This is a genomic window from Clostridium algifaecis (assembly GCF_017874415.1).
Lineage (GTDB): Bacteria > Bacillota > Clostridia > Clostridiales > Clostridiaceae > Clostridium_B > Clostridium_B algifaecis.
The window spans coordinates 1-13,866 of record NZ_JAGGLM010000027.1 but is presented as its reverse complement, the minus strand read 5'-3'; the positions used below and the strand labels follow the sequence as shown (position 1 = coordinate 13,866).

The window sequence follows — 13,866 nt, the reverse complement described above, 5'->3', positions numbered from 1 at the left end:
GTACTATGATGATGAACACTAATTTATATTATAGTACATATTAGCTAAAATATCAATTAAGAAGAGGCTTTTAAGTTTTTGCCAATATTTATTAAATTAAAGTATTATGCATCATTATAATAAGAACTTATTCAATTTGTAGATGTGGTCATATGAAATAATATTGGAAGGCATTATAATGATTTTAGATGATTTATAATAAGAAATTAAATCATACAATTTTTGAAAAGGTTTTAATTAAAGATAAAGGGTAGGATATTTAAAATCAAAAATAAACTAATAAAGATTGGAGAATGTTTGCTTATGAAAATGATTATTAATGGAAGAAAAGTTGACGCGTCTGATGGAAAGAAAATAGAGGTATTTAACTCTGCAACTGGGGAACTTGTGGATACTGTTCCAAGTGCAAATGAAAAAGATATACAAAAAGTTATGAAAGCAGCGCAAGAAGGAAAAAAAGTATGGGCTGAAACACCTTTGTATGAGCGTTCAGCTATATTAAAAAAATATGTTAAACTTTTAGAAAAACATAAGTCAGAAATAGCAAAATTAGAATGTAGTGAAATGGGTAAAAGGATAGTAGAATGTGAAGCTGAGGCAAGTACAGCTGCAAAAATATTTACAGGTTTTATTGAAAGAGCAAATCATATATGTGGTGATGTAATGCCAGATTGTCAGTCAGAATGTGGCAAAGATTTAATATTTACAAGAAGGGAACCATTAGGTGTAATTGTTTGCATAGTACCATTTAATTATCCAGTAGAATTATTTTCTCACAAAGTAGCACCAGCTCTTATAATGGGTAATGTAATTATTGTAAAGCCTGCTACAGATAATCCATTAACAGTAATAAGACTTATGGAACTTTTGATAGAGGCAGGAGTTCCTGGAAATGTAGCTCAGGTTGTAACAGGTAGAGGTTCTGTTGTAGGAAATCAACTTGTAGATAATCCTTATGTAGATGCTGTTAGTTTAACAGGAAGTACAGAAGTTGGCTGTGAAATAGCTAAAAAATCATCAAAATATTTGCATAATGTGTTCTTAGAACTAGGTGGTAATGATGCTATGATAGTAATGGAAGATGCAAATATAGATTTTGCTGTAGAAGAAGCTATGCTTGGTAGAGTATGGAATGCTGGACAAACATGTTGTGCCACAAAGAGAATAGTTGTTAACAATAAAATAAAAGAAGAGTTTACTAAAAAACTTGTAGCAAGACTTGACAAAGTAAAAAGAGGAAATCCGTCAGATTATACTACAGATATAGGATACTTAATAAGTGAAAGAGCTGCTATAAAAGCGGAAGAACAAGTTAAACATACAATTGAACAGGGTGCAAAATGTATATATGGTGGTACTAGGGATAAAACTTTCTTTGAACCTACTGTATTGATTGATATAACATCAGATATGGATGTAGCCAATGATATGGAGATATTTGGACCGGTTATTCCTATAATTGGATTTGATACTGAAGAAGAGGCTATCGAAATAACAAATGCTCCAATATATGGACTTCAGTGTGGAATTGTTACAAATAACACTAAGAAGGCTATAAATATGGCAGCAAAAATTCAAGTAGGAAATGTAGTAATAAATGGAACAGGAAATTATAGACATATAGATATGGCTTTTGGTGGTACTAAAATGACTGGTATAGGAAGAGAGGGAGTTCAGTATACTCTAGAGGAAATGAGTAAAGTAAAAAGCTATGTATTAAAAAATATTCTAAATTAATTTTAATTAACTGTCAAAGTAGTTTAGCGTTAATTTTGAGAATATTTTTAATAAATATTCAAAAATAAAACAATTAAGGGGTGAATTGTATTATGCTTACAAAAAGACTTCAAAAAATAAAAAATAGAATTTTTGCAAAAGAATTTAAAGATCCTGGGGTGTGGTACTTTAAAGATGCAAGTATTTTAACAGAAGATAATATAGATGAGCCTATTATTGTACGTAAAGCTATGGCAACAAGATATATTGGTGAAAAATTACCGGCTTATATAAAAGATGATGAATTGATTGTTGGAAATCCAAACATGAATAGTGTTGGATTTGGTACGGTACTTCCTATTTATGCAACAGATGATGAGTTGAAAAAAGCCAAAGATTACAAGATGAATCAAAATTCTGTATGGGGACATCATCCACCACATTGGGAAAAGGTTTTTAAAATTGGATTTATAGGAATTATAGATGAAATAAATGTAGCTATTAAGAAATTATATGAAATTAATGATACAGATAAGGTAGCTATTAATGAATATAGAGCAATGCTAATTGCTATAGAAGGAGTTCTAAGCTTTGCCAATCGTCATGCAGAAGATGCACTGAAGGCCAGTGCATTGGAAAAAGATCCAGTACGTAAGAAAGAACTGTTTGAAATATATAATGTATGCAGCCGTGTTCCATACTTCCCAGCAAAAACACTATATGAAGCAGTTCAAGCATATTGGTTTACATATTGCATGGTAAATAGTGGCGGTGAATATGTTCCTCTTGGGCGTGTGGACCAATATCTGTATCCATATTATAAAAGGGATATAGAAGCAGGTATTATTACAGATGAATTTGCAACTGATATTATAGGTTCTTTCCTTGCCAAGTGCAATGAGAGAATTTGTATAGATACAAAAAAATGGGAAAATCATTATGACTTTGGTTTGTTTTCTCAAGGAATGAAACCAGAGTATACAACAGGTGAAGAAGAAACTGGTGGTCACGAATCTGGAGGTTACGATATAAGAGCACTTAATTGGCAGGAAAATGAGGATATTAATAGTAATGCAAACTTTAATTTTGGTCAATCTGGTAATGACTGGCTTATGAATATGATTATTGGTGGTTTGCGTCAAAATGGCGAAGACGGAACTAATGAAATTACTTATAAATTATTAAAAATACGCTTCGAGATGGAACTTATAATGCCAACACTTTCTGTACGAGTATCTAGCAAAACGCCAGATAAATTTTGGAAAGAGATTTCAGCGTGTTTAAGACACAGTGAAGGTGAACCTGCAATTTATAATGATGATGCAATTATACCTGGTTTTGAAGAAATTGGCATTCCAAAGGAAGAGGCAAGAGATTATTCAAATGATGGTTGCTGGGAATGTCTAATACCTGGTAAAAGTCATTTTAGTTATGCACATATTATGAATCTAAGATGTCTTGAGTGGGTGTTTACAAGAGGTATTACACTTCAATCTGGAAATAAAGAAGGTATAGACACAGGAGAATTATCTCAGTATACTGATTTTAACAGTTTCTATGAAGCATATTGCAAACAGGTTAACTCACAGATAGATTTACAAATTGAACGTCGTTTGGATAATTTAGGACTGTCTAAGATGATTGCACCAGATCCATTAATATCTTCTATAATGGATGGTTGTATAGAAAATGGACATGATCTTACGGATATCAATGCTGTAAAGTATACATTTCATCTATTACTTATTACAGGTCTTTCAAACGTAGTTGATTCATTGTGTGCAATAAAAAAACTTGTATTTGAAGATAAATCTTCTACACTTGAAGATTTTAAGAATGCTATTATAAACAACTGGAATGGATATGAAAAACTTCGTCTTATAGTATTAAATAGAGTACCTAAATATGGCAATGATGATGATTATGCAGATGAAATTTTATTTAAAGTTTTAAAAAGTTTTGAATCCAGAATTGAAACATGGAGGAGCAAACAGAATAAATTGTTGATTCCATGTGGTATTGGTACATTTGAAAATTATGCGGCACTTGGTAGAACTTTAAGTGCAAGTCCAGATGGAAGACTGAATAAAGAAGCATTGGCTCCAAACTATGCACCAACACCAGGCGTTGATGCAAACGGTCCAACAGCAGTTATAAAAAGTGCAACAAAACCTGATTTGTTAAAGTATTATTGTGGATGTCCTTTGGATATTTCTCTTAATAAAAATGAATTTTTGGGACAAGTAGGTATAAATAGAATGGAGAGTATTATTAAAGCATTTTGCAATCTTGGAGGTCAGATAGGTACTTTTACAACATGCAGTATAGAGGAAATGAAAGATGCAAAAATTAACCCTGATAAACACAAGAACTTAAAGATAAGAATGGGAGGATTGTCTGCATATTTTATAGCACTGTCTCCAATTCAACAGGATAATATAATTCGAAGATTTTCCAAAGGAGTACTTGTAAAATAGGAAGTGATAATATGTCACAAGTTGCTTATGTATCAAATATACAAAAATTTTGTGTTCATGACGGACCTGGTATTAGAACAGTAGTATTTTTTATGGGATGTCCTCTTAGGTGTAAATGGTGTCAAAATCCTGAAAATTTTATTAAAAAACAGGTTTTAATGACAGATTCAAGTAAATGTATTAATTGCAAGGCATGTTATAAAGTATGTAAAAATACATTTAATAAAGTAAATTCAGATGGAAATATTAACATATATGTAGATAGAATAAACTGTAAAGGCTGTGGAAAATGTGCAGAGGTATGTCTGACTGGTGCAAGAACTCTATGTGGTAAGAAAATGAATGTTGAAGAAGTTTATTCAGAAGTAATGAAAGATGAATCTTTTTTCAAAGAAAGTGGAGGTGGAATTACTCTAAGTGGAGGAGAAGCAACACTTTACCATGGTTTTGCAAATGAACTATTCGGAGAAATCAAAAAAAAAGGTATAAGTACAGCAGTTGAGACATGTGGATATTGTAGTAGAAAAGCTATAAAAGAAATTGCATTAAATACAGATGTGTTTTTATATGATATTAAACTTATAACTGCAAATAGACATAAAAAGTGGACTGGAGTAGACAACAGAATAATACTTGAAAATTTTGAATACCTCCTAAGTATAAATAAAAATATTATAGTGCGTATTCCATTAATACCAAACGTAAATGATGGTGATGAATTTTTAAATATTATAGAATTCTTAAAATGCTATAATAAGATAAATAACATTCATATATTACCATTTCACCAGATAGGTTCAAGTAAATACAAATTACTTGAAAAGCATTATGATATGGAAGATGTAGATGAATGTTCATGGGAAACTGCGGAATTATGTAAAAAGTTAATGCAAGAACAAGGATTTAAAGTCAATATAGGGGGATGGGATTATTAATTGCTGTTATAATTTATATATGACTAAATTTTTATGTAAAGGAGTTTGAAATGAAAATATCTATAGGTAGTGATCATGCTGGATTACCATTAAAACAAAAAATAGTAAATCATTTAAAAGATAATGGTTATGAAACAAATGATTTTGGAACTTTTACGGAAGAATCCTGTGATTATCCTGATTATGCACTTAAAGTAGCTGAAAATGTAAAAGATGGAAACTCTGATTTTGGTATTCTGATTTGTGGTACGGGTATAGGAATTTCTATAGCTGCAAATAAGGTTCATGGAATACGAGCGGCACTTTGTAGTGATACATTTAGTGCTCATGCTTGCAGAGAACATAATAATGCAAATATACTGGCTTTAGGACAAAGGGTAATTGGTACAGGTGTTGCTTTGGATATTGTGGATACTTTTTTAAAATCTAAATTTCAGGGTGGAAGACATCAAAAAAGATTGGATAAATTGTCCAAAATAGAAATTAAATATTTTAAATAGAACTAAAAGAAATGGAGTGTCTGTTGACAGTTCATTTCTTTTTATACATTAAAATTTATATAAAGTAGGTGGAATAAATGAAAATAGGGATTTTAACAAGTGGAGGAGATGCACCTGGCATGAATGCTGCTATAAGGGCAGTAGTAAAATCGGCAAACCATAATAATATTGAAGTTTTTGGTATAAAACATGGTTATAAAGGATTGATAAATGAAGATTTAATAAAATTGGACAATTCAATTATAGATAATATTTCAGAAAGAGGAGGAACTATAATCAAAACGGCAAGGTGTCCAGAATTTATACAGGAAAAGGGAAGAAGAAAGGGATTGGATACATTAAATAAATTTGGTATAGATAGTGTAATTGTAGTTGGAGGAGATGGCTCTTTCAAAGGAGCACAGAAGCTTTGTGAATTGGGTATAAAAGTTATAGGCTTACCAGGTACTATAGATAACGATTTGCCTTACACAGATTATTGTATAGGATTTGACACAACTTTAAACACAATCTTAGAGTGCATTGGTAAAATAAAAGATACAGATTCATCTCATGAAAAAACAACTATTGTAGAGGTGATGGGAAGATATTGTGGTGATTTGGCGTTATATTCAGCTATAGCTGGTGGGGGAGAAATAATATCAACACCAGAGCGAAAGTTAGATTTTGAAGGGATATTGAATAAATTAAGTAAAAATATAAGTGAGGGAAAAAGAGATAATATAATTATAATAACTGAACGAATGTATGACATAGAAGAACTTAAAAAATATATAGAGGAAAAATTAAAGATTAGTGTGAGAGGTACAGTTTTAGGCTTTGTACAAAGAGGAGGAAATCCATCTGCGTTTGATAGAGTTTTAGCAAGTAAAATGGGAGTTAAAGCTGTAGAATTATTAATAAAAGATTCTAAAGGAAGGGCTGTTGGAATCAGAGATAACAAGATAATAGATGTAAGTTTTTGTGAAGTAAATAACATAAATACAAATAAAGATATAGAATATAACTTACTTAAGTTACTTTTATAGACTTTTATATAGGATTTAATAAAATTATGGGAGATAAATATATTATATTCTAAAAATTTTTAAAATATATACAAATCCATAATTAAAAGTTATGAATTTTGTATGTGTGGTCATATAAAAAGATAATTAGATTATATATAATGAGAATATATTAATTTATATTAAAGGACTTAGTTCTATAATATGGAACTAAGTCAAGACATATATATGTTAATTTCATAAATAAATATTTATTAATTAAGAATATAATTTATAGGAGGAATATTTTATGGAAAAATTGCACGTATGTCAACCTATTGAAAATTCTTATGGAATATGTTCGGATTTTTGGAGAACTGTGAAACTTAATAATCAACTATTGTTGGTTAAGCCAGAGGTATGTATTGAAAGAGCTAGAATAGTCACGGAATCTTATAAAAAAAGTGAAGGAGAACCTACAGAAATAAGACGTGCCAAGGCAATTGCTGATGTACTTAAAAATATGACCATTTTTATTCAAAAGGATCAATTAATTGTAGGTAATCAAGCTAGTAAATTAAGATCATCACCACTTTTCCCAGAAACTGAAGCACTTTATCTAGAAAAAGAAATCGATTTATTTGAAAAGAGAGAACAGGATAGGTTAATAGTACCTCCAGAAGTAAGGAAAGAATTATTAGAAGAAATAGTACCTTATTGGAAGGGAAAGACAATACAAGAAATAGCTTTGAAGTCATTTCCTCAAAAAACAAGAGATCTTGCTAACTTGGAAAATCAAATTTTCTCTGTAGGTATTCATTTAACTGGAAGTATAGGGCACATTATAGCTGATTATGAAAAGGTTTTAAAGAAAGGATTTAAAGGATTAAAGCAAGATGTTATAGAAAAGCTTGAATCATTAGATATTACAGAACCTAATTATGGAGATAAGTATGCTTTTTATAAAGCTGAATTAATTTTATGTAATGCTATGGTTGAATGGGCTCATAGATATGCAAAAGAGGCTAAGAGATTATCACAAGAAGAAACAGATCCAGAATGGAAAAAGGAACTAGAAATAATATCAGAAATTTGTGAAAAAGTTCCAGAAAATCCTGCAACTAATTTTAGAGAGGCTGTACAATCTTTCTGGTTTGCACATCTAGTTCTATATATAGAACAAAATGGACTTGCTGTTTCTGTTGGAAGATTCGACCAATATATGTGTCCTTTCTATAAAAATAGTATAAATAAGGAAGAAATAACTAAAAATAAGGCTCAGGAATTACTGGAATGTTTATGGATTAAGTTTACAGAAGTTATGAGAGCTTACGATTATGAAGGTGCTAAATATTATGCTGGATTTTCTATATCTGAAAATATGGTACTAGGTGGAGTGGATTCTGAAGGTAATGATGTTACTAATGAATTGTCCTATATGTGTTTAAAAGCAGAAGCTGACACTAAGTTGTCTCAACCTAATTTATCTGTAAGGATACATGAAAACACTCCAGAAGAGTTCTTTATGGCGGCTGTAAGAGTTACAAGTACAGGAAGAAGCAAACCTCAATTCTTTAATGATAGAATAGCTATACCAATGTTAGTTTCATTAGGAGTACCTGTAGAGGAAGCAAGAAACTACAGCATATCTGGTTGTGTTGAGGCTGTACCACCTCATTGTAATGGTATGACTAATGCAGCTATGAATAATATTGCCAAGGCGTTGGAACTTGCTTTAAATAATGGGGTTTGTAGATTAACTGGAAAACAAATTGGTCCAAAAACTGGAGACCCAAGAAAATTTACAAGTATAGAAGATGTATTAAAAGCATTTAAAGAGCAAGTATCTGCTTATGTAAAAGAAATGATTTCAGCATTAAATATAATAGAAAAAACTCATGCAAAATATCAACCTCTTCCATATTTCTCTTTGATGATGGATGATTGTGTAGAGAAAGGATTAGACATTACTGCTGGTGGTGCAAGATATAATTTTACAGGACCTCAAGCAGTTGGTTTAGGAAATGTAGCTAATTCTGTAGCTGCAATTAAGAAATTAGTATTTGAAGATAAAAAAATAACTATGGAATCATTAATTAATTGTTTAGACAATAATTTTGAAGGACAGGAATATATAAGGCAAATGCTTATAAATAAAGCGCCTAAGTGGGGAAATGATGAAGATTATGTTGATAATTTAGGAAAAGAAGTGGCAAAAATATATTGTGATGAAGTATCAAAATATAAAAATACAAGAGGTGGAGTATATAGACCTGGTATATATTCAGTATCAGCTAATGTACCATTAGGTTTACATGTAGCGGCATTACCGGATGGAAGAAAAAGTCAACAACCTTTAGCAGATGGTATTGCACCACAGCATGGTACAGATGTAAAGGGCCCTACAGCAGTTACAAGATCTGCAGCTAAATTAGATCATCTAAAAATACACAATGGAACTATTCTTAATCAAAAATTTACTCCAAAGTTAATGGAAACAGAATCTGGTAAAATTGCTCTTAAAAATTTGATAAAATCCTATTTTGACATGGATGGATGGCATATTCAATTTAATGTAGTTGACGCTCAAACTCTAAGAAATGCTCAGAAGGATCCGGAAAAATATAAGGGTATAATAGTAAGAGTAGCAGGTTATAGCGCTTTCTTTGTAGAACTAGATAAAGCTGTTCAAGATGACATTATAAATAGAGCAGAATATGCTAGTTTTTAACTAAGAATATTTGAATTTTTAATAAGGGTACAGTCTTACGGCACTACAGACTGTAACCCTATTCATAATCTCATAGGAGGACAGGCTTATGAAAAACAAGGCTTTAGTATTTAATATACAAAGATACTCTATTTATGATGGACCAGGTATACGAACAATAGTATTTCTAAAAGGTTGTCCATTAAGTTGCTTATGGTGTTCTAATCCAGAATCTCAAAGTATTAATCCACAGGTAATATTTTCAGCTAATAAATGTATTAATTGTGGTGCTTGTGTTGAAAAATGTAATTCGGGTGCTTCTATATTAAAAGATGGAAAAGTTCAGTTTCAAATTGAGAAATGTACTAGTTGTGCACAGTGTCTAGATGTATGCCCTACAAATGCTAGGCAAATTATAGGCGAAATTAGAACTATAGATGAAGTAATTAGAGAGGTAGAAAAGGATAGACAGTTCTATATAAATTCTAATGGGGGAGTTACTTTTTCAGGAGGAGAACCTACTTTGCACTATGAATTTCTAGAAGAAATTGTTCCTAAACTTAAAGAAAAAGCTATACATGTAGCTATAGAAACTACAGGGTATTGTGAATGGACAAAGTTCTGGAGAGCAGTTAAAGATATGGATTTAATATTATTTGACTTGAAACAAATGAATAATGAAAAGCATAAACAATATACCGGAGTTGAGAATAATATTATACTCCAAAATGCAGAAAAAATATCAAAATTAAAAGAAACTGTATTTAGGATACCTGTTATTCCAGAATACAATGACAATATAGAGAATTTTCGGGAAATAATAAATATGATTGAAAGAATAAAATTCAAAGGTAAGGTAAACTTACTGCCTTATCATTTATATGGGAAAGCTAAGTATAATAAAATAGGAAAAATATATAAGCTATTTGATGTTGAAACGCCTTCCAAAGAGAAGATGAATAAAATACTAAATATTTTCAAGAAAAATAATATAGATGTCATTTCCATGTAGTTATTAAAATAAATAGTTTCAAGGAGGTAAAAACTATGCAAGATTTAAATACAAAAACTAATACAAAATATTCTAATGTTTCAATCATAGTTTTAATGATATTGATGTATATTATAGTATCTATGAGTGATAATTTTAAAGGAATATTTGTACCAATATTTAAAGAACAGTTTGGAATAAATAATACGCAAATAGGTTATGCTCTTATGGCTAGTTTATTTGCATATGCTGTATTTCAATATTTAGGTGGAATACTTATTGAAAAAGTAGGATCTTATAAAAAAGTTATAGCCTTAGGATTTATAATAGAAATTTTTTCTTTATTAGCATTAATATTTTGTAAAAATTATATGTTATTAATAGTAGGCTTGTTTGGAATAAACGCTGGTATGGCAATGTTTAATGTTAGCATAAATACATTAGGACCATCTTTAAATGTTGCATCTACTGCAGTACTTATGAATTTCCTAGTTTTTTCATATGGAGTTGGAACAACGGCAATTCAAAAAGTTGTAGGTAATTTAATATTTAAAGGAGTAGCTTGGGGAAAATTTTATTTATTTATGTTTATAGTTAGTATAGTTTTATTTGTTTATTTATTATTAATAAAGGTACCAGAAAAAAAAGTAGAGAAAATTAATAATGAGAAAATTAATATATCTAGTATTATCAAAAATAAGGTTTTAATATTTTATATACTGGCAGCAGGATTTTATTTATCTTGTGAATACGGTACTGGTAATTGGTTTGTAAATTATATGAATGAAGTTTATGGTTTAAATCCAGATAGAAGATCTTTATATATAGCTTTATTCTTTGGAATTATGACAGTAGGAAGAATATTTGGAGGATTTGTTGCAGATAAGTTTGGATATTTCAGAAGTATTATTTCTTATGGTGCATTGGCTGCTAGTATGACCATATTGGGAATGTTATTAAGAGAACAAGGACTTATTTTAATAGCAATATCAGGTTTGTTCTATTCTTTAATTTTTCCAGTTACAATTACCACTATTGGTAAAGTATTTAAGAAAAATGAATCTTATATTACAGGATTAATATTAATGTGTGGTACTTTAATAGCCATGGCAGTAAGTATGTTAATTGGTATATTGAATGATATAATAGGAGTATACTATTCATATTATACTATCGGAATATGTTTAACATTATGTACTATATTTATGTTTTTAATAAAAAACATGGTTGAAATTGAAAATTAGGTATTAATCAAAATTTTATAGTATAAAAGGCTGGTTTTACTTTATAAAATAATGTAAGAAAGTAATAAACTATCTATTATTCAGTTAATAATATCATTTAAAATAAGTAGTTCAAGGGATTGTCGCACTAGCATAAAAAATATGCTAGTGTTATATGCTCTCTTCTAGGTAGACAAGTGAAATAATAAAAACTTGTTTACTCGGAAGGGAGCATTTTTATGTCAAAAAATAAAATAAGTCCAGATGAAAAGATTTGTGCAGTAGAACTTTTCTTGGATGGTAAAGGAAGCCAAAGAAGTATCGCAGCCCAATTGGGTATAAGTTATCAATCTTTTCAGCAATGGATACGTAATTATAAGAGCATGGGCAAAGGTATATTTATAAAGAAGGATAACAAAAAATATTCATCTGATTTGAAGATTTCTTCAGTAAGAGACCATCTTGCTGGAATAGGCTCACAAGATGATATTTGTATGAAATATGGTATTCGTTCAAAAAGTAAATTACAAAAGTGGATTAATCAGTATAATAGTAATGAGGAGTTTAAAACTTCTGGAACAGGAGAAACAATTATCATGACTAAAGGACGAAAAACAATTTATGAAGAACGCATTGAAATAGTTCAGTACTGTATTGAAGATAAAAATAACTATGCTGAAACAGCTGAAAAATATCAAGTATCATGGATAGGTTATAATAAAAGGAAAATAAACAAATGCTAATGGAAAATGATATTTTAAAACAGGCAGCGCTGATATTGGCACGAAAGTAGAAATGATTTTAGCCAATAAAGAAAAGTACAGTATCAGCGCAATGTGCAGAACACTGAATAGTCCAAGGAGATTGGTTTATTATAAGAGAAAAATAAGGATATATAATACTAAACTCGAGAATGAAGTTATATCAATTTTTAGAGAGAGCAATAATAATTATGGCTCAAGAAAAATAAAAATAGAGTTAAAAAAGAAAATATAGTAGCATCAAGAAGAAAGATAAGACAAATTATGGACAAGTACAGGTTGATTTCTAATTATACCGTAAAGCAATACAAGGTTCATAAAGCTAGCTGTAACGAGGAAAAAGTAGAGAATGTAGTAAATAGTAGAGAATGTAGTAAATAGAGAATTTGATAACAGAAGTAATCTAGAAATAGTAGTAAGTGATCTTACATATGTTAATGTCGCTGGTAAATGGCATTATATATGTCTATTAATAAACATCTTTAATAGGGAAATAGAGGTTATTCAGCAGGTCCTAAAAAAGATGCTGAATTAGTCTATGAAGTATTTATGAGTACTAACATAAACTTAACTAAAGTAAAAATATTCCATACTGATAGGAGTAATGAATTTAAAAATAAGATAATAGATGAAGCTTTGGAAGCTTTTACGATAAAGCGTTCCTTAAGTAAAAAAGGCTGTCCTTATGATAATGCAGTTGCTGAAGCTGGGTATAAAATCATAAAAAAGGAATTTGCATTTAACAAGATTTTTAAAAATATAGAAGAGTTGAAAAAAGATTTACGAGGTTATGTATTATGGTATAACAACAAACGTATTCATGGTGTTCTTAATTGTATGACTCCAGTAGAATATCGTCTAGCAAGAATGACCGAATAAAAATTGTACAAAAAAGTGTTGACAATCCAACTTCTCTAAGTATTTCTTATCAAAATCATATATAAGTTTTTTTCTTTCATTTAAAACCAAATAACGTTTATTTCTATATTTTAATGTATTTAAATATTTTTAAAATTCTTTTTAGCTCAAATTTAAAGACTAAACAATAGACATAATATTAATAATATATTAAAATAGACCTAGATATTTAAAGTATATAAGGTAGCGTGATAAAAATGGCTGAAAAAAAAACTTATACAATCTATAACTAGGGCAGTAAATATTATAGAATATGTATCAAAAAATAACAAAACTAGATTAGCAGATATTAGCAAGAGTTTGGGTTTACATAAAAGTACTTTGTATGGAATAATTACTACCCTTGAGGAAGAGAAACTTTTAAATAAGGATGTTAACAATTTATATTCTTTAGGTTCAAAGTTATATGAATTTGGAAAAATATATGAAAAAAATTTTTCCATAAAAGAATTAGCTAGACCTTATTTGAAAAAAATATCTAATGATTTTAAAGAAACTGTTCATTTAGCTATAGAATGTAATTTTCAAGTGACATATATGGACATTATTCAATCAACTTATACTATTGGGATAACTTCTACTTCTAAGGACAGGAGCTTTTTGCATTCAACAGCAGTAGGAAAAATTTTTTTGGCATATATGAATGAAA

The 13,866-nt window shown here is 29.6% G+C and carries 10 protein-coding genes and 1 pseudogene; all 11 read left to right on the top strand.

Annotation, left to right across the window (positions count from 1 at the left end):
• Positions 1 to 303: 303 nt before the first annotated feature.
• On the top strand, positions 304 to 1,737 hold the full coding sequence (locus tag J2Z42_RS13045) for an aldehyde dehydrogenase family protein (protein ID WP_209703211.1): 1,434 nt from the start codon (positions 304 to 306) through the stop codon (positions 1,735 to 1,737).
• A 92-nt stretch (positions 1,738 to 1,829) separates the two neighbouring features.
• Positions 1,830 to 4,193, top strand: a complete 2,364-nt coding sequence (locus J2Z42_RS13040) for a pyruvate formate lyase family protein (RefSeq protein WP_209703210.1) — start codon at positions 1,830 to 1,832, stop codon at positions 4,191 to 4,193.
• 11 nt (positions 4,194 to 4,204) lie between these two features.
• Entirely contained in the window at positions 4,205 to 5,128 is a 924-nt protein-coding gene (locus J2Z42_RS13035; protein WP_209703209.1) for a glycyl-radical enzyme activating protein, read from the top strand.
• Between the two features lie 50 nt (positions 5,129 to 5,178).
• A complete protein-coding gene (gene rpiB / locus J2Z42_RS13030) occupies positions 5,179 to 5,628 on the top strand; it encodes a ribose 5-phosphate isomerase B (protein WP_209703208.1) in 450 nt (149 codons plus the stop codon).
• Positions 5,629 to 5,705: 77 nt separating this feature from the next.
• Positions 5,706 to 6,656, top strand: coding sequence for a 6-phosphofructokinase (gene pfkA, locus J2Z42_RS13025; protein WP_209703207.1), 951 nt, complete (start codon positions 5,706 to 5,708; stop codon positions 6,654 to 6,656).
• 268 nt (positions 6,657 to 6,924) lie between these two features.
• Positions 6,925 to 9,345 carry a glycyl radical protein gene (locus J2Z42_RS13020; RefSeq protein WP_209703206.1) on the top strand — a complete coding sequence of 807 codons (2,421 nt, stop codon included), beginning with the start codon at positions 6,925 to 6,927 and terminating at the stop codon, positions 9,343 to 9,345.
• Positions 9,346 to 9,433: 88 nt separating this feature from the next.
• Positions 9,434 to 10,336 carry a glycyl-radical enzyme activating protein gene (locus tag J2Z42_RS13015; RefSeq protein ID WP_209703205.1) on the top strand — a complete coding sequence of 301 codons (903 nt, stop codon included), beginning with the start codon at positions 9,434 to 9,436 and terminating at the stop codon, positions 10,334 to 10,336.
• A gap of 35 nt (positions 10,337 to 10,371) precedes the next feature.
• On the top strand, positions 10,372 to 11,559 hold the full coding sequence (locus J2Z42_RS13010; RefSeq protein ID WP_209703204.1) for an MFS transporter: 1,188 nt from the start codon (positions 10,372 to 10,374) through the stop codon (positions 11,557 to 11,559).
• A 218-nt stretch (positions 11,560 to 11,777) separates the two neighbouring features.
• Positions 11,778 to 12,281: a helix-turn-helix domain-containing protein gene (locus J2Z42_RS13005; protein WP_209703203.1), complete on the top strand. Its 504-nt coding sequence runs from the start codon at positions 11,778 to 11,780 to the stop codon at positions 12,279 to 12,281.
• Positions 12,260 to 13,178 (top strand): annotated as a pseudogene (locus J2Z42_RS14565) (IS3 family transposase); the annotation flags it as partial. The gene J2Z42_RS13005 and the pseudogene J2Z42_RS14565, both read left to right, overlap by 22 nt.
• Before the next feature lie 240 nt (positions 13,179 to 13,418).
• Positions 13,419 to 13,866, top strand: a 448-nt coding sequence (locus tag J2Z42_RS12995; RefSeq protein WP_209703226.1) for an IclR family transcriptional regulator, incomplete at its 3' end; no start/stop codon positions are given.

What these genes read in the sequence shown, in the direction of transcription:
- J2Z42_RS13045 (WP_209703211.1), top strand. Translation starts at nt 304, where the DNA reads ATGAAAATGATTATTAATGGAAGAAAAGTTGACGCGTCTGATGGAAAG.
- J2Z42_RS13040 (WP_209703210.1), top strand. Translation starts at nt 1,830, where the DNA reads ATGCTTACAAAAAGACTTCAAAAAATAAAAAATAGAATTTTTGCAAAA.
- J2Z42_RS13035 (WP_209703209.1), top strand. Translation starts at nt 4,205, where the DNA reads ATGTCACAAGTTGCTTATGTATCAAATATACAAAAATTTTGTGTTCAT.
- rpiB (WP_209703208.1), top strand. Translation starts at nt 5,179, where the DNA reads ATGAAAATATCTATAGGTAGTGATCATGCTGGATTACCATTAAAACAA.
- pfkA (WP_209703207.1), top strand. Translation starts at nt 5,706, where the DNA reads ATGAAAATAGGGATTTTAACAAGTGGAGGAGATGCACCTGGCATGAAT.
- J2Z42_RS13020 (WP_209703206.1), top strand. Translation starts at nt 6,925, where the DNA reads ATGGAAAAATTGCACGTATGTCAACCTATTGAAAATTCTTATGGAATA.
- J2Z42_RS13015 (WP_209703205.1), top strand. Translation starts at nt 9,434, where the DNA reads ATGAAAAACAAGGCTTTAGTATTTAATATACAAAGATACTCTATTTAT.
- J2Z42_RS13010 (WP_209703204.1), top strand. Translation starts at nt 10,372, where the DNA reads ATGCAAGATTTAAATACAAAAACTAATACAAAATATTCTAATGTTTCA.
- J2Z42_RS13005 (WP_209703203.1), top strand. Translation starts at nt 11,778, where the DNA reads ATGTCAAAAAATAAAATAAGTCCAGATGAAAAGATTTGTGCAGTAGAA.